The organism is Rhodovarius crocodyli, assembly GCF_004005855.1.
In the GTDB taxonomy this organism is placed as follows: domain Bacteria; phylum Pseudomonadota; class Alphaproteobacteria; order Acetobacterales; family Acetobacteraceae; genus Rhodovarius; species Rhodovarius crocodyli.
The window spans coordinates 103,081-119,366 of record NZ_SACL01000001.1 but is presented as its reverse complement, the minus strand read 5'-3'; the positions used below and the strand labels follow the sequence as shown (position 1 = coordinate 119,366).

Annotated in this window: 12 protein-coding genes; all 12 read right to left on the bottom strand. The window is 69.1% G+C overall.

The annotated features are described in order from the left end of the window. Nucleotides 1-5: 5 nt before the first annotated feature. Nucleotides 6-818: an ABC transporter permease gene (locus tag EOD42_RS00550; protein WP_206020207.1), complete on the bottom strand. Its 813-nt coding sequence runs from the start codon at nucleotides 816-818 to the stop codon at nucleotides 6-8. Further along, complete coding sequence (locus tag EOD42_RS00545) at nucleotides 818-1,624, bottom strand: ABC transporter permease (protein WP_127785111.1); 807 nt, start codon at nucleotides 1,622-1,624, stop codon at nucleotides 818-820. Before EOD42_RS00545 ends, EOD42_RS00550 begins: the two co-directional genes overlap by 1 nt. Next, nucleotides 1,621-2,655 carry an ABC transporter ATP-binding protein gene (locus tag EOD42_RS00540; protein ID WP_127785110.1) on the bottom strand — a complete coding sequence of 345 codons (1,035 nt, stop codon included), beginning with the start codon at nucleotides 2,653-2,655 and terminating at the stop codon, nucleotides 1,621-1,623. Before EOD42_RS00540 ends, EOD42_RS00545 begins: the two co-directional genes overlap by 4 nt. After that, nucleotides 2,652-3,638 (bottom strand): ABC transporter ATP-binding protein, encoded by a 987-nt coding sequence (locus EOD42_RS00535; RefSeq protein WP_127785109.1) that lies wholly within the window; start codon nucleotides 3,636-3,638, stop codon nucleotides 2,652-2,654. The genes EOD42_RS00540 and EOD42_RS00535 overlap by 4 nt, the downstream gene beginning before the upstream one ends. Next, a complete protein-coding gene (locus tag EOD42_RS00530; RefSeq protein ID WP_127785108.1) occupies nucleotides 3,635-4,612 on the bottom strand; it encodes an ABC transporter ATP-binding protein in 978 nt (325 codons plus the stop codon). Before EOD42_RS00530 ends, EOD42_RS00535 begins: the two co-directional genes overlap by 4 nt. Continuing rightward, entirely contained in the window at nucleotides 4,609-5,454 is an 846-nt protein-coding gene (locus EOD42_RS00525; RefSeq protein WP_127785107.1) for an ABC transporter permease, read from the bottom strand. Before EOD42_RS00525 ends, EOD42_RS00530 begins: the two co-directional genes overlap by 4 nt. Then, a complete protein-coding gene (locus EOD42_RS00520; protein WP_164867715.1) occupies nucleotides 5,451-6,410 on the bottom strand; it encodes an ABC transporter permease in 960 nt (319 codons plus the stop codon). Before EOD42_RS00520 ends, EOD42_RS00525 begins: the two co-directional genes overlap by 4 nt. Before the next feature lie 7 nt (nucleotides 6,411-6,417). Beyond that, complete coding sequence (locus EOD42_RS00515) at nucleotides 6,418-7,995, bottom strand: ABC transporter substrate-binding protein (RefSeq protein WP_127785105.1); 1,578 nt, start codon at nucleotides 7,993-7,995, stop codon at nucleotides 6,418-6,420. A 38-nt stretch (nucleotides 7,996-8,033) separates the two neighbouring features. Further along, nucleotides 8,034-9,383, bottom strand: coding sequence for an LLM class flavin-dependent oxidoreductase (locus tag EOD42_RS00510; RefSeq protein ID WP_127785104.1), 1,350 nt, complete (start codon nucleotides 9,381-9,383; stop codon nucleotides 8,034-8,036). Between the two features lie 184 nt (nucleotides 9,384-9,567). Beyond that, a complete protein-coding gene (locus EOD42_RS00505) occupies nucleotides 9,568-10,764 on the bottom strand; it encodes a M20 aminoacylase family protein (RefSeq protein ID WP_127785103.1) in 1,197 nt (398 codons plus the stop codon). A 69-nt stretch (nucleotides 10,765-10,833) separates the two neighbouring features. Then, nucleotides 10,834-12,975 carry a 1,4-alpha-glucan branching protein GlgB gene (gene glgB, locus EOD42_RS00500; protein WP_127785102.1) on the bottom strand — a complete coding sequence of 714 codons (2,142 nt, stop codon included), beginning with the start codon at nucleotides 12,973-12,975 and terminating at the stop codon, nucleotides 10,834-10,836. Next, nucleotides 12,968-16,285: a maltose alpha-D-glucosyltransferase gene (treS, locus tag EOD42_RS00495; RefSeq protein ID WP_127785101.1), complete on the bottom strand. Its 3,318-nt coding sequence runs from the start codon at nucleotides 16,283-16,285 to the stop codon at nucleotides 12,968-12,970. The genes glgB and treS overlap by 8 nt, the downstream gene beginning before the upstream one ends. Nucleotide 16,286 lies beyond the last annotated feature (1 nt).

The following is a 16,286-nucleotide window of genomic DNA, read 5'->3' as shown; positions in this document are numbered from 1 at the left end:
GCGGTTCAGGCGGCGGGGTGGCGCCCCTCCTCCTCGACGTCGATGAAGATGCGCAGCCCCACCAGCCAGTCCATCAGCAGGACCAGGCCCGCGGTCAGCAGGATCAGGATGGAGGAAATGGCGGCCACCACGGGGTCCGCGCTGTCGTTCAGGCGCGCGTAGATGGAGACGGGCAGGGTCGTCGTCTCGGGCCCGACCAGGAACATCGTGACCGTCACCTCGTCGAAGGAGATGATGAAGCTGAACAGCATGGCGGCCGCGATGCCCGGGCGCAGGAGCGGCAGGGTGACGCGCCTGAAGGCCTGGCGCGGATCGGCGCCCAGGATCGTCGCGGCCTCGGCCAGCGAGGTGTCGATCTGGGCGAGCGAGACGGCGATGGGCCGGTAGGCGAAGGGCACGCACAGGATCAGGTGCGCGGCCAGGATGCCGGTGGCGGTGCCGTTCAGACCCGCCAGGATCAGCCAGCCCAGCAGCCCGATGCCCAGCGCCGCATGCGGGAACAGCAGCGGGGCCAGGATCGCGGTTTCGGCCCAGCCGCGCCAGCGCGCGGGGGCCCCCTGCAGGGCCAGCGCCGCGCCCAGCGCGACCAGGGTGGTCAGCACCGCGCTGGCCAGCGCGATGCCGGCGCTGACCCCGAAGGCCCAGAGCCATTCCGGCGTGCGCAGGAATTCGAGGTACCAGCGCCAGGAAAAGCCCGGCGGCGGAAATCCCAGCACCGCGAGCGGCGAGAAGGAGGAGCCGATCACGATCACCAGCGGCGCCGGCAGCAGAATGAGCAGCAGCGCGGCGATCGTCCGCACGGAAAGCCCGGTGCGCATCAGCCTGCCTCCAGCCTGTGGCGCAGCCTTGCCTCCAGCAGGCGCAGCGGCGCGACCAGCAGCAGGGCCAGCACCAGAAGCAGCACTGCCATCGCGGTGGCACGATCGAAATTATAGACCTGGAAGATCTCGGAATAGATCTGCGTGCCCAGCATGCGGTCGCGCAGGCCGCCCAGCAGCAGGGGCGTCACGATGGCACCGGCGGCCATCAGCAGCACCAGCGAACAGCCGCCGGTCACGCCGGGCATGGAAAGGGGCAGGGTGACGCGGCGGAAGGTCTGCCAGCGCGTGCCGCCCAGGATGCGCCCCGCTTCCTCCAGCCGCCGGTCCTGCTGCAGCAGGCTCGACAGGATGGCGATGACCATGAAGGGGATGAATACATGCACCAGCCCGATGATGACGGCCGTCGGCGTGAACAGGATGCGGATGGGGCTGTCGATGATCCCCCAGCCCCGCAGGCTGGTGTTGATCACGCCGCGATTGCCCAGCAGCACCATCCAGCCGAAGGTCCGCACCACGATGCTGACCAGCCAGGGCGAGATGACGAGAATGAGCCACAGGTTGCGGCGCGGGCTGCGTGCCAGGAACAGCGCCAGCGGATAGCCCAGCACCGCGCACAGCCCGGTGGTGACGACTGCGATCCAGGCGGTGCGCCACAACACGCGCAGGATGATAGGGTCCGTCAGCAGGTCGGCATAAAGCGCGGCCCCGCCATGGATCAGCGAGGACCACAGGAGGCCCAGCACCGAGAGGGCGAAACCCGCGATCAGCAGCCCCATCGGGGCAAACAGCAGCAGCCGGTTCATGCCGCCGGCACCGAGGCGGCGCGCGCGGGGTCGAAGCCCAGCAGCGCCCGGCCGCCCGGCGCCAGCCCCGCCGCCAGCGCGCCGGGGCAGAGCGCGAGCCAGGGTTCCGCCAATCCGTCCAGTACCAGGCGCAACCGCGCATGCGGGCCCACGAAATCCAGCGCCTCGATCGTGCCTTCGCGGCGGATGGGCGCGGCCTCGGCCGCCGTGCCCAGCGCGCAGTCCTCCGGGCGGACCACCAGCAGCGTCCCGGCGGGCGGCGCGATGCCCAGCGGCGCCAGCTGGCCCGCATCGCGGATGTTCGCGTCCCCCACGAATTCGGCCACGAAGCGGCTGGCGGGGCGGCGATACAGCATCTGCGGCGTGTCGAACTGTTCCAGCCTGCCGCTGCTGAACACGGCCACGCGGTCCGCCATGGACAGCGCTTCCTCCTGGTCGTGGGTCACGAAGATGAAGGTGGTGCCGGTGCTGCGCTGCAGGGTCTTCAATTCCTGCTGCAACTGGCGGCGCAGCTTCATGTCCAGCGCCGAGAGCGGTTCGTCGAGCAACAGCACGGAAGGCTTGAGCACCAGGGCGCGGGCCAGGGCCACGCGCTGCTTCTGGCCGCCCGACAACTGCTGGATCCGCCGCCCGCCGAGGCCCCCCAGCGCGACGAGGGAAATGGCTTCCTCCACCTTGGCCTGAACCTCGGCGCGCGGTCGCCCGCGCAGCTCCATGCCGAAGGCGATGTTCTCGGCGACCGTCAGATGCGGGAACAGCGCCAGGTTCTGGAAGACGAGGCCGACATCGCGCCGGTTGGGCGGCACCCCGGCCACGTCCCGCCCATCGAGAAGCAGGCTGCCGGCATCGGCCGTCTCGAAGCCCGCGATGATCCGCAGCAGGGTGGTCTTGCCGCAACCGCTGGGACCCAGGAAGGCGATGAACTCGCCGGCGGCGATGTCCAGGCTGACGCCGTCGACGGCCTTCAGCTTCCCGAAGCTGCGGGAGACGGCGTCGAGCTGAAGCCTGCCGGACAGGAGCGTACTCGTCATGCGGGTGAAGCCTTTTCAGCGGCATGGCAGGCGACCAGGTGCATGGGCCCCTGCCGCAGCAACGGTGGCTGCTGCGTGAAACAGGCTGCCAGCTTGGGCAGCGGGCACCGCGCGGCGAAGACGCAGCCGCCGCCGGTGGATTGGACAGGGGTTTCCTCAGGCCTCGGCAGGGCCTGGCGGCGGGCTTCTGCCGCGGGATCCGGGCTGGGCACGGAATCGAGCAGCAACCGGGTATAGGGATGCCGGGGCGCGGCGTAGATCCGCTCGGCCGGGCCGATTTCCACCAGATGGCCGCGATACATCACCGCCACCCGGTCGGACACATGGCGCACCACCGCCAGGTCATGGGCGATGAACAGGTAGGTCAGGCCGAATTCCTGCCTGAGGTCCTGCAACAGGTTGATGATCTGCGCCTGGATCGAGACATCCAGCGCCGACACCGGCTCGTCGGCCACCACCACATCCGGCCGCAGCACCAGGGCGCGGGCGATGCCGATGCGCTGGCGCTGGCCGCCCGAGAATTCGCGCGGGTAGCGGTCCAGCGCGCTGGCCGGCAGGCCGCAGAGGTCGGTCATGCGGCGGATCGCGGCCTCCGCCTCGGCGCCGCGGGCGATGCCGAAATTGCGCAGCGGTTCGCCGATCGCCTCGCGCACGGTCATGCGCGGGTTCAGGGAGGAATAGGGGTCCTGGAAGACCATCTGCGCGCGGCGCCACAGGGCACGCCGGGCCTGGCCCTTCAGGCGCGTCACCTCCATCCCCGCCACCACGCTGCTGCCGGAGGTCGCGGGCAGCAGCCCCACCACCATGCGGCCGAGGGTGGATTTGCCGGAGCCTGATTCACCGACCAGCCCCAGCGTCTCGCCGGGGGCGATGTCGAAGCTGACATCCTGTACGGCACGCAGCACCTGGCCGCGCCGGAACAGGCCGGGTTGGGAGAAGTGCTTGCGCAGGTCACCCACCTGCACCATCGGGGGCGCGCTCATGCCGCCTGCCCCAGGGCCAGCCAGCAGCGGGCGCGATGGCCGGGGGCGACGGCGTCCAGTGGCGGTTCCTCTGCCGTGCAGCGGCCCATGGCCTGGGTGCAGCGGGGCTGGAAGCGGCAGCCGGGCGGCGGGCTCGCCGGGTCCGGCGGCTGGCCGGCGATGGCGGTCAGGCGGCCGGCGGGCTGGTCGATGCGCGGCACGGATTGCAGCAGCGCCTGGGTATAGGGGTGGCTCGGCGCTGTCAGCACCTGCTCCACCGGGCCGTCCTCCACCACCCGCCCCGCATACATTACGATGACCCGCCGGCACAGGCTGGCCACCACCGCGATGTTGTGGGTGATGAGCAGGATGGCGGTGCCGCTGGCCTCGTTGAGGCCGCGCATCAGCCGCAGGATCTGGTCCTGCACCGTCACGTCCAGCGCCGTGGTCGGCTCGTCCGCGATCAGCAGGCGGGGGGCGTTGGCCATGGCCATGGCGGTCAGCGCGCGCTGGCGCATGCCGCCGGAATACTCGTGCGGGTAGGCGCGGGCGCGGCGCTCCGGCTCCGGAATGCCGACCAGCGAGAGGAGTTCTCGCACCCGGGCCTCGCGCGCCTGTTTCGGCGGCGCGCGGTGAATGTCCAGCGCCTCGCCGATCTGCTCGCCCACGCGCAGCACGGGGTTGAAGGAGGTCATGGGGTCCTGGAACACCATGGCGATGCCGGTGCCGCGCAGGGCGCGGATGTCGCGGGGCGAGAGCGCCAGCACGTCCCGCCCCTCGAAGCCGATCTCGCCCGAGACGGCGGCGCGCGGCGGCAGCAGTTGCAGCGCGGCGCGCGCGGTCAGTGACTTGCCGGATCCGCTTTCGCCCACGATGCCCACGATCTCCCCGGGCAGAACGTCGAAGCTGACACCATCCACCACCGGGGCCTGGCCCCCGGCAGGGGTGGGGAAGGCGATGCGTAGCCCGCGCACCGAAAGCAGTGGCTCGGTCATCGCCTTGCACCCCCGATGGCGCGGCTTTGCCCCAGCCCATCGCCCATCAGGTTGAACCCTACGATGGTCATGGCCAAGGCAAGGCCCGGAAAGGTGGTCAGCCACCAGGCGCTGTCGATGTAGAGCTGTCCCTGCTGGAGCAGGAAACCCCAGCTGGGATAGGTCGGGTCGCCGAGGCCCAGGAAGCTGAGGAAGGATTCCGACATGATGGCCCCCGCGATCTGCAAGGTGGTGCTGGCCATGAGGTAGGGCGCCACATTGGGCAGGATATGCCGCAGCAGGATGCGCGTGCGGCTGGCGCCCGACATGGCGGCGGCGGCGATGAACTCCTCCTCCCGCAGTACCATCACCCGGGTGCGGATGATGCGGGCGGTGGCGGTCCAGCTCAGCAGGCCGATCACCAGGATCTCGTTGAGCAGGGATGAGCCGAGCAGCGACACCACCACCACGGCCACCAGCAGCTTGGGCAGCACCTGGAACACCTCGGTCATGCGCATCAGCGCCTCGTCGATGGCCCCACCGAAGAAGCCGGCGGCAAGCCCGATGCCGACACCGACCGTGACCCCGATCAGCGCGCTGAACAGCCCGATGCCCAGTGACACCCGGCCGCCATACAGCACCCGGCTGAACAGGTCCCGGCCGAGGTCATCGGTGCCCAGCGGGTGCGCGGCATCGGGGGGAGCCAGTATGTCCGTGCTCAACGCCAGCGGGTTGGCGGGCGCGATCAGCGGCGCCAGCAGCGTGCCCAGCACGACGAAGGCCACCAGTGCGATGCCGATGACGGTGGAGGCGGGCAGGGAAGGCAGGCGCCACAGGGCCGGCCGGGGCAGGGTCAGGCTCATCGGCGGATCCTCGGGTCCAGCGCCGCGCAAACCAGGTCCGAGACCGTGTTGGCGGCAATGACCACGACGGAGGAAAAGATGAAGGCGCCGGTCAGCAGCGGGAAGTCACGGCGGTTGATCGCGTCGTAGAAGACGCGCCCCAGGCCGGGCCAGCCGAATACGATCTCGACCACCACCGTGCCCGACAGCACCGCGCCGAACTCCAGCCCGATGACGGTCACGGTGGTGACCACAGCGTTGCGGAAGGCGTGGTGCCACAGCAGCCGGCGGGGCGAGACGCCCTTGGCGGTGGCCACCAGGATGAAATCCTGGTTCAGCGCCTCGATCATCGCGGTGCGGGTGAAGCGCGCGATCATGGTCAGCAGAAAGATCGCGAGGGTGACGGCGGGCAATATCAGGTGCCGCCCGACATCCAGCACATGCGCGAAGCCCGTGTAGGTCACGCGCGCGGTGGTCATTCCGCTGGCCGGCAGCCAGTCCAGCTCCACCGCGAACAAAATCACCAGCAACTGCCCGATCCAGAAGCCCGGGATGGAATAGCCCAGCAGCGACCCGGCGCTGATCACGGTATCCAGCCGGTTGCCCGCATGGCGCGCCGCCAGAACGCCCAGCGCCGTGCCCAGGATGGAAGCCAGCACCATGGAGGCGATGGTCAGCACCACGGTCGCCGGAAAGCGTTCCCAGATCACCGAGAACACCGGCCGCCCCAGATAGATGGAGGTGCCGAAATCCCCCGTCGCCGCCTTGGTGAGGTATGCCAGGAACTGCCGCCATTGCGGCTGGTCCAGCCCGTATTCCGCGCGGATTTCCGCCAGGAACTCCGGGCTCGGCGCCTCGCCGGCCAGGATGGCCGCCGGGTCTCCGGGCGCCAGCCGCACCAGGAAGAAGGTGAGGGTGACGACCGCGAAGACCAGCGGCAATGACATCGCCAGCCGGCGCAGCAGCAGTTTCAGCACGCGGCCGTTACCGCCCGGCCGGTGCGGCGAAGGCGAAATCCTCGCGCGAGGGCGCATCCACCGTGTCGAACACGCCGGTCGCGAAGCTGGTGCGCACGGCGCCCGGCAGGCTGTAGCAGCAGAAGGGGAAGGTCGGCACGTCGCGCCAGACGATCTCCTGGATGCGGTCGTAGATCGCCTTGCGCCGCGCCGGGTCGGTCTGAACCCGCTGTTCGTCGAACAGCCGGTCCACCTCAGGGTTCACATAGGGGCTGCAATTCACCGCCTGGACGGGGAAAATGTTGTTGGAATTGTAGAACCGCTCCACCCCCACATCCGGATCGGGCCCGAGCGCGAAGCTGGTGATCACCATGTCGAATTCGCGCGCGACATAGGCACGCTGGATCAGCGTGCCGCGATCGAGCGGCGTCAGCACCACCCGGATGCCCACGGCCGCCAGGTTCTGCGCCATCACCTCCCCGATCTTGCGGGCGCTGAGGTCGGCGGCGCCGAACAGATAGCGCAGGTCGAAACGCACCCCGCCCGCTCCGCGCGGCTTGCCGGCCTCGTCCAGCAGGGCATTGGCCCGTGCCGGGTCCAGCGCATAGTCGGTCAGCGCGCGGTTATACAGCGGGGAGTTCGGCGGCACCGGCCCCACCATTTCCTGCGCCAGGCCCGGGAACACGCTGTCGCGCACGAATTTGCGGTCGATGGCGTGGAACAGCGCGCGCCGCACCCGCACATCGTCGAAGGGCGCGTTGCGGATGTTGATATAGGCCTGGTAGCTGCTGGCTTGCACCGCGCTGAAGCGCAGGTCCACGCCGCGCATGCGCCGCACGCGCGGGATCTCGGTGGCCGGCAGGGCCGAGGAATACACCATGTCGATCTCGCCGCGCGTGAAGGCCGCCATGCGTGCCGCGGGGTCGGGGATGATGCGGAAGATCAGCTCGTCGAAGGCTGGTTTGCCGGGGATGAAATAGTTCTCGTTCTTCGCATAGGTGATGCGGTCACCGGGTGAGAAGGAGACGAACTTGAACGGCCCGGTGCCGATCGGGTTCTTGTTGTGCGGGTTGCGAGCGGGGTCCGTGCCCTCCCACAGATGCTTGGGCAGGATGGCGCCGCAGAAATTGCCCAGGCTGACCATCAGCGACGCCTGCGGGTTCTTCAGCTTCAGCACCACCGTGCGCGGGTCGGGCGCGTCGATGCTGTCGATGGATTTCAGCGCGCCGCGATAGGGGTTGAGCTTGGAGTTCAGCTCCCCCAGCGAGAACTGCGCATCGGCCGAGGTGAAGGGCCGCCCGTCATGCCAGGTCACGCCCTCGCGCAGGTGGAAGGTATAGGTCTTGCCGTCGGGCGAGATGTCCCAGCGTTCCGCCAGGTCGCCCGTGATGTCGCCCTTGGCGTCCATCCGCGTCAGCGCGCTGTAGACGGGGGCGCTGGCGACGGAGCTGGAGATGCCGGAGCTGATGGCCAGGTTCATGAAGGGCGGATCTTCCTCGATCACGCCGATGATGCGCTTGGGGTCCGCCGCGCGCGCACCCGAAGCGGCGGCGAGGCCGGCACCGAGGCCGAAGGCCCCGCGCCGTGAAACAGTGTTGGCAACCATGCCGATCTCTCCCGGTGAGAAGGCGTTGGCGAAGGGGGTTATTCGGCGGCGAGGCCGCCCTGCGAGGTGTAGCGGCTGGCAGGTGTCGGCAGGCCCATGCGCTGGCGCAGCGTGTCGCCCTCATAGTCCTTGCGGAACAGGCCGCGCTTCTGAAGCTCTGGCACCACCATGCCCACGAAATTGAGCAGGGCGCGCGGCATGACGGGATTGGAGATCATGAACCCGTCGCAGGCCTTGCCGCGGTACCATTCCTCCAGCTTGTCCGCGACCTGGGCGGGCGTGCCCTTCACCACCGGGCTGCCGAGGGCCGGCACCACCCGCTGGTAGGTCTGGCGGATGGTCAGCTTCTCCCGCCGGGCCATCTCGATGACGTAGGTGCGCAGGCTGGTGCCGCTTTTCACGGTCGCGGGCACCTCTGGCAGTTCCTCGTCCAGGTCGAACTGCGTCAGGTCGCGGTCCACGATCTTGGAGAGGTAATGCACGCCGAGTGTCGGCGAGATCAGGTCCTGCAATTCGCGGTAGAAGTCGTCGGCTTCCTTTTCCGTGCGGCCCACGAAGATGGAAATGCCGGGGATGAAGCGCAGCTCATCCGGCGCGCGGCCGTATTTGGCCATGCGCGACTTGATGTCGGCATAGGCGCGCTGGCAGCTCTCCATGGAATCGCCCGCGCCGAACATGGCATCCGCCTGCTTGGCCGCCAGTTCGCGGCCCCGGTCCGACTGCCCGGCCATGAAGATCAGCGGGTGGCCCTGCGGCGGGCGCGCGATGTTCAGCGGCCCCTTCACCGAGAAATGGGTGCCCTTGTGGTTCAGGGTGTGAACCTTGCCGGGGTCCAGGTACTGGCCCGTCGCCTTGTCCTGCGGGAAGGCGTCCTCGTCCCAGCTGTCCCACAGGCCCTTCACGACCTCGACGAATTCCTCGGCGCGGTCATAGCGCTCGTCGCGGCCGAAATTCTCGTCGCGTGAGTAGTTCAGCGCATCGCCGGCATACTGGCTGGTGACCACGTTCCAGCCGGCGCGGCCGTTGCTGATGTGGTCGATGGAGGCAAACCGGCGGGCGACCGAATACGGCTCGTCGTAGCTGGTGGTGGTGGTGGCCACCAGGCCAATCTTCTCGGTCTTCATCGCCACCGCCGAGAGCACCGTCGCGGGCTCGAAGCCGGCAGGGCGGGCGGAAGGGAAATTGGCGGCGAACAGGGCGGGCTTGTCCATCTCGCGCACTGCATTGCCGTCGGCCAGGAACACCGCGTCGAACTTGCCGCGCTCCGCGATCTGCGCGGCCTCGACCACATGGCCGAGGTTCATCACGGTGTCGGTCCAGGCGTCGGGGTGCCGCCAGCCGCCCAGATGCGCGCCGGTGGCGTTGGGCATCATGATGAGGTTCATCATGGCCGGGTCATGCCTGGCCAGCGGGCGCAGTTCGCGCCGGAATTTCGCACGACATCAACAGCCTCCTCTCCCCTGCTCAAGGGGTGTGGGGCCGGTGAACCTTCGGCATGTCCTCCGTATGACAATCAGCTTGAGTGGCAGTCATAGAGCTGTCAAGCGAGCAGGGCGGCGCCGCCCGCCTGGGCTACCCCTCCACCGGCCCCAGCTCCTGCCGCACCAGGCTCAGCCAGTAGGATACGCCCAGCGGAATGGCGTCGTCGTTGAAGTCATAGGTCGGCGTGTGCAGCCCCTCGGAGGAAGCACCACCCGCGCCGATGCCCATGAACATGAAGGAACCGGGGCGCGCCTTCAGCATCAGCGAGAAATCCTCGCCGCCCGTCACGGGGCCCGCGTTGGGGTTCACCTGGGCCTCGCCCACCACATCGGCGGCGGCCTTCGCGGCGATGGCGGTCTGTTCGGCGTGGTTCACCACCGCCGTGCCGCGCCGCAGATACTCGACCTCGGCCGTGCAGCCGTTCACGGCGGCGATGCCGGCCGCCAGCTCCCGCATGCGGGTTTCCATGATGTCGCGCACTTCCTCGGTGAAGGAACGCGCGGTGCCGCCGATCACCATCTCCGCCGGCATGACGTTGGTCGAGGCCATGGACCCGCCATGGATCGCGCCCACGCTGATCACGGCGGAATCGATGGCGGCCACGTTTCGGGAGATGATTGTCTGCACCGCCAGGATGAACTGGGCCGTCACCACCGTGACGTCGGTGGCCAGATGCGGGGTGGACCCGCCATGCCCGCCCGTGCCGCGGAAGGTCACGGTCCAGCGGTCTCCGGCGGCCATGGCGGGGCCGGGCTGGATGGCGAAGGTGCCGAGCGCGCGGTTGGGCTTGTTGTGCAGGCCATAGACGGCATCGACCGGGAAACGCTCGAACAGCCCGTCCTCGATCATCGCCTTGGCGCCGCCGCGCCCTTCTTCGGCCGGCTGGAAGATGAAATGGACGGTGCCGCCGAAATCCGGGTCATCCTTCAGCATCTTGGCGGCACCCAGCAGCATGGTGGTGTGGCCGTCATGGCCGCAGGCATGCATCACGCCGGGGTTCGTCGAGGCATGGGGCAGGCCCGTCGCCTCCGTGATCGACAGCGCATCCATGTCCGCCCGCAGCCCGATGGCGCGCTGGCCGGGGTTGCGGCCCTTCAGCGTGGCGACCACGCCGTATTTGCCCACGCCCTCCGTCACCTCCAGCCCCCAGCCGCGCAGCTTTTCGGCCACCAGGGCCGAGGTGCGGACCTCCTCCATGCCCATTTCCGGGTGGGCGTGGATGTCGCGGCGGATGGCCACCAGCTCGGGGTGCAGGGCGTCCAGGCGGGCCTTGGTGTCGTCGGTCATGGCGGGCGGGTTCCGAAGGGGAACCCCACGATCGGCCAGTTTCGCCCCGATGTCCAAGCCCCGCCCGCTTCAACCCCGCGCGGGCGTCAGGATCAGCGTGGACAGGCCGGGCAGCCGCAGCGAGAGCGACCCTTCGACGGCCTGAACGCTGCCCCCATTGCCGTCCCCCGCGCCGCCATAGACAGCGGCATCGGAATTGAACACTTCCAGCCATTCCCCCGCCACGGGCACATCCAGCCGGTAGCTGCCGCGCGCGACAGGGGTGAAATTGCAGACCACCAGCATCGGTGCCGCGCCTTCAGGGCCGAAGCGCAGCCAGGCGAAGACGCTGGTCTCCGCGTCATCCACCGCCACCCAGCGGAAGCCGGCCGGGTCGCCGTCCAGCGCATGCAGGGCGGGGTTCTGGGCGTAGAGCAGGTTCAGGTCCCGCACCAGGCGCTGCATGCCCGCGTGCCGGGGCTCATCCAGCAGGTGCCAGTCCAGCGAGCGGTCGTGGTTCCATTCGCGTGGCTGGGCGAATTCGCAGCCCATGAACAGCAGCTTCTTGCCGGGATACCCCCACATGAAGCCCAGATAGGCCCGCAGACCCGCATAGCGCTGCCATTCCTCGCCCGCCATCTTGTCGGGCAGGGCGCCTTTGCCGTGCACCACCTCGTCATGGGAGATCGGGAGCATGAACTGCTCGGAGAAGGCATAGACCAGCCCGAAGGTGACCAGCCCGTGGTCCCAGCGGCGATAGACCGGATCACGCCCCATGTAGCGCAGCGTGTCGTTCATCCAGCCCATGTTCCACTTGAAGTCGAAGCCCAGCCCACCTTGCGCCGCACGCCGCGTGACACCGGGGAAGGATGTCGATTCCTCCGCGATCAGCAGCCTGCCCGGGCAGCGCGCCTCGATCACCTCCGACAACTCCTGCAGGAAGGAGATCGCCTCCAGATTCTCCCGCCCGCCATGGATGTTGGGCACCCATTCATCGTGGCGGCGGCTGTAGTCGCGGTAGAGCATGGAGGCCACGGCATCTACGCGCAGCCCGTCCACGCCATAGCGTTCCAGCCAGTGCAGCGCGCTGCCGATCAGGAAGTTGCGCACCTCCCGCCGGCCGAGATTGTAGATCAGCGTGTTCCAGTCCTGGTGGAAGCCCTCGCGCGGGTCCGCGTGCTCATACAGCGCCGTGCCGTCGAAGCGGGCCAGCCCATGCGCGTCGGTGGGGAAATGGGCGGGCACCCAGTCCAGGATCACGCCCAGCCCCGCCTCATGGCAGCGTTCCACCAGCCGGGCGAAATGCTCGGGCGCGCCGAAACCGGCATGGGGCGCGAACTGCCCCAGCGGCTGATAGCCCCAGGACCCGCCGAAGGGGTGGGCCATGACCGGCAGGAACTCCAGATGGGTGAACCCCATCCCCTTCGCATAGGGAATGAGCCGGTCGCCCAGCTCTTCCCAATCCAGCCGCCGGTCGCCGTCGCCCCGCGCCCAGGACCCGCCATGGACCTCATAGACCGAGATGGGGCGGTGCCGCGCGTCGCCGGCGGGATGCGCGGGCGGCGGCACCAGCCGGGTGGTGTCGGCCACGACAGAGCCCGTGCGCGGCGGCGCCTCGGCCTGCCAGGCGATGGGGTCGGCCTTCATGGGCAGCACATCGCCGTTCCGGTCCAGGATCTCGTATTTGTAGATCGCGCCCACCTCCAGGCGCGGGACGAATAGCTCCCACACCCCGGCCTCATGCCGCAGCCGCATGGGGTGGCGCCGCCCGTCCCAGCTGTTGAAATCCCCCACCACCGAGACGCGGCGCGCATTGGGCGCCCAGACGGCGAAGCGCACGCCCGCCACGCCGTCGATGCGCATGGGGTGCGCGCCCAGGCAGCCGCCGATGTCCTGGTGCCGGCCCTCACGCAGCAGATGCACGTCCAGCTCCCCCAGCAGGGGGCCGAAGCTGTAGGGGTCCTCGCTCTCCTCGATGACGCCGTTCCAGTCGACGCGCAGGCGATAGGGGGCGTGCGAGCCCTCCGCGACGAACAGCCCGGCCGGGTGTAGCTGTTCCATCGCGATGTCCCGCCCCCCGGCCAGCAGCGTGACCGCGCGGGCACCGGGCAGGAAGGCGCGCACCACGGGGCCCCGGTCCGTCATCTGCGGGCCGAGGACGGAGAAGGCATCGCCATAGCGGCCATCGGCCAGCGCCCAGACCACATCGGCGGGCAGCTTCCACTCAACCATGGGGCGCCTCCCACTCCAGCATGCGCGCGGCCAGGGCGTGCAGGCCCTGCAGCGGTATATGCAGCCAGCCGGGCCGGTTCGCGGCCTCGTAGCAGACCTCGTATGCCGCCTTTTCCAGCAGGAACAGGTCGAGCAGCGCCGCCTCGGCCGCGTCGCCGGCCTGGGGCCGGGGTTCCAGCTCCTCGGCCTGGCGATAGCCCGACAGGAAGCTCTCGCCGGCCTTCTGGCGGAAATGCTCCAGCAGCGCCGCGGCGCGGTCGGGCGGCAGGCCCTGCACGCCCTCGCGCTCCGACCCGGCCGCCGCCGCCGCGTAGTCGAAGGAGCGCAGCAGCCCCGCCACATCCCGCATGGGCGAGGATTTGGCCCGGCGCTGCTCCAGGGATTTCGCGGGTTCCCCCTCGAAGTCGATGATGCACGCGTCGCCCTGCACCACCAGCACCTGGCCCAGATGGAAATCGCCGTGGACGCGCGTCTTCAGCGTGCCCTCGGCCGCGCGCGCCCGCGCGGCCACAGCCTCCAGCAGCGCGTTGCGGCCGCGTTTCAGGGCCACGGCGCGCGCCTTGTGCTCGGGCGCGCCCCAGGCCGTCACGCCATCCAGCGCGGCCAGCGCGGCCTCGATCTGCCGGCCCGCGGCCTGGCCCCATTCCTCGGCATCGGCGGCCGTCACCGTCTCCGGGTCGAAGGCCGGGTCGTCCGACGGCCGGCTGAGCACCGCGTGCATTTCCGCCAGGCGCCGGCCGATGGCCGCGGCGAAGCCCAGGTAATTGTCGAACACCCCGTCCTGCGTGTCCGAAGGCAGTTCAGACCCGGCCAGCGTGTCGATTACGCGGCTGACGAATTCGGTGGTCCAGCCCCAGCCGTCGCCCTGGTTGCGCACGAAGCCCTGCAGGATGACCAGGGTGCGCGGCACGCCCTCGGCCGAGACGCGCACCACCTCTCCCAGCAGCGGCGCGGTCTGGCCGAAGCCGTGTTCGGTCAGATAGCGGGTCATCTCCGTCTCGGGGCTGATGCCCTCCGTCACGCGGCGCACCAGCTTCAGCACCGCCTGCTCCCCGATGATCAGCGAGGAATTGGACTGTTCGGCCGACAGGCGCCGGATCTCCGCGTCCTCGGGCACCGTCAGGTCCTCAAGCAGGGAGGTCGGCAGGAAGCGGATCTCACCCTGGCTGAGCGGCATCACCGCGCCCTCGCGCAGGGCCCGCAGCACGGAACCCGGCATGGAATCGAGCGCGAAGGCATCGGTCAGCACCCCCACGCGGCGGCCGCGACGCACGCGGGCCAGGGCCAGCTGCTGGGGCAGGGCCGCGCTGCTCTCGTCCTCCCACACGATGCCCATGGGCAGCAGATAGCGGCCGGTGCCCGTCGCGTCGTTCGCCTCCACCTCGGCCAGCAGCAGATCCTCGCCATGGCCGGTCGTCATGGGCTCCACGAAGGCCAGCCGCGCCTGGATCTCGGTGCCCTTGCCGGCGAACCAGCGACGGCGCGCCAGATAGGCGGGCAGGATGCTGCCCTCGAGGCCGGTCAGCATCGGCGGTTGCAGAACCTCCGACAGGCTGCGGCGCAGCACCAGGGTGGACAGTTCCGACATCGGTTCCGGCGCGGGCATGTGCCAGGCGGGCATCGCCGCCTCGGTCGCCAGCAGGAACCAGTAGAAGCCATAGGGCGGCAGGGTCAGCAGATAGGGCAGCTGGCCGATGGGCGGGAAGGAGGAACCGCCCAGCAGCTCCACCGGCACGCGCCCGGCGAATTGCGCCAGCTCCAGCTCCACCGCCTGCGCCGTGCGCGACAGGTTGCAGACGCACAGGATCGTCTCGCCTTCATGCTCGCGCAGATAGGCCAGGATCTTGCGGTTGCCGGGATACAGATAGCCGAAGCTGCCGCGCCCGAAGGACAGGTGGCGCTTGCGCACCGCCAGCATGCGCCGCGTCCAGTTCAGCAGCGAATGCGGGTCGGCCGCCTGCGCCTCCACGTTCACCGCCTCATAGCCATAGACGGGGTCCATGATGGCGGGCAGCACCAGGCTGGCCGGGTTCGCGCGGCTGAAGCCGCCGTTGCGGTCGGGGGACCATTGCATGGGCGTGCGCACGCCGTCGCGGTCGCCCAGATGGATGTTGTCGCCCATGCCGATCTCGTCGCCGTAATACATGACGGGCGTGCCCGGCATGGACAGCAGCAGGGATTTCATCAGCTCGATGCGGCGGCGGTCATGTTCCAGCAGCGGCGCCAGGCGGCGGCGGATGCCCAGGTTGATGCGGGCGCGCTTGTCGGAGGCATAGGTCTCCCACAGGTAGTCGCGCTCCTTGTCCGTCACCATTTCCAGCGTCAGCTCGTCGTGGTTGCGCAGGAAGATCGCCCACTGGCAGTTGTCCGGGATGGCAGGCGTCTGGCGCAGGATGTCGGTGATGGGGAAGCGGTCCTCCTGCGCCATCGCCATGTACATGCGCGGCATCAGGGGGAAGTGGAACGACATGTGGCACTCGTCGCCCTCGCCGAAATACAGCTGGGTGTCCTCGGGCCACTGGTTGGCTTCGGCCAGCAGCATGCGGCCCGGCGCCACGCGGTCCAGCTCCGCGCGGATCTTCTTCAGCACCACATGGGTTTCGGGCAGGTTCTCGTTGTTGGTGCCGTCGCGCTCGATCAGATAGGGGATGGCATCCAGCCGCAGCCCGTCCACGCCGCAATCCAGCCAGAAGCGCATGACGTTCAGCACCTCCTTCAGGACCAGCGGGTTGTCGAAGTTCAGGTCCGGCTGGTGGCTGTAGAAGCGGTGCCAGAAATAGGCGCCCGCCACCGGGTCCCAGGTCCAGTTCGACTTCTCGGTATCGAGGAAGATGATGCGCGTGCCGTCATACTTCCGGTCGTCGTCGGACCAGACATAGAAGTCCCGGTGCGCCGACCCCTTCTTGGCCAGGCGCGCCCGCTGGAACCAGGGGTGCTGGTCGGAGGTATGGTTGATCACCAGCTCCGTCACCACGCGGATGCCGCGCTCATGCGCCGCCGCGATCAGCCGCTTGATGTCGGCCATGCTGCCGTATTCGGGGTGCACGTTCTTGTACTGCGCGATGTCGTACCCGTCGTCGCGCCGCGGCGAGGGGTAGAAGGGCAGCATCCATATCGTGTTGACGCCGAGTTCGGCGATGTAGTCCAGCTTCTGCAACAGGCCCGGGATGTCGCCCACGCCATCATTGTTGGCATCGAAGAAGGACTTGATGTGCAGCTGGTAGATGACCGCATCCTTGTACCAGAGCGGATCGTCGCCGGCCTGGATGGCGGTGGTGCTGGTGTTGGTGCTGGTGGGTTTGCGGGGCATG

Excerpts from the sequence above, each read along its gene's own strand:
- EOD42_RS00550 (WP_206020207.1), bottom strand. The coding sequence starts at position 818 with ATGCGCACCGGGCTTTCCGTGCGGACGATCGCCGCGCTGCTGCTCATT.
- EOD42_RS00545 (WP_127785111.1), bottom strand. The coding sequence starts at position 1,624 with ATGAACCGGCTGCTGCTGTTTGCCCCGATGGGGCTGCTGATCGCGGGT.
- EOD42_RS00540 (WP_127785110.1), bottom strand. The coding sequence starts at position 2,655 with ATGACGAGTACGCTCCTGTCCGGCAGGCTTCAGCTCGACGCCGTCTCC.
- EOD42_RS00535 (WP_127785109.1), bottom strand. The coding sequence starts at position 3,638 with ATGAGCGCGCCCCCGATGGTGCAGGTGGGTGACCTGCGCAAGCACTTC.
- EOD42_RS00530 (WP_127785108.1), bottom strand. The coding sequence starts at position 4,612 with ATGACCGAGCCACTGCTTTCGGTGCGCGGGCTACGCATCGCCTTCCCC.
- EOD42_RS00525 (WP_127785107.1), bottom strand. The coding sequence starts at position 5,454 with ATGAGCCTGACCCTGCCCCGGCCGGCCCTGTGGCGCCTGCCTTCCCTG.
- EOD42_RS00515 (WP_127785105.1), bottom strand. The coding sequence starts at position 7,995 with ATGGTTGCCAACACTGTTTCACGGCGCGGGGCCTTCGGCCTCGGTGCC.
- EOD42_RS00510 (WP_127785104.1), bottom strand. The coding sequence starts at position 9,383 with ATGATGAACCTCATCATGATGCCCAACGCCACCGGCGCGCATCTGGGC.
- EOD42_RS00505 (WP_127785103.1), bottom strand. The coding sequence starts at position 10,764 with ATGACCGACGACACCAAGGCCCGCCTGGACGCCCTGCACCCCGAGCTG.
- glgB (WP_127785102.1), bottom strand. The coding sequence starts at position 12,975 with ATGGTTGAGTGGAAGCTGCCCGCCGATGTGGTCTGGGCGCTGGCCGAT.
- treS (WP_127785101.1), bottom strand. The coding sequence starts at position 16,285 with ATGCCCCGCAAACCCACCAGCACCAACACCAGCACCACCGCCATCCAG.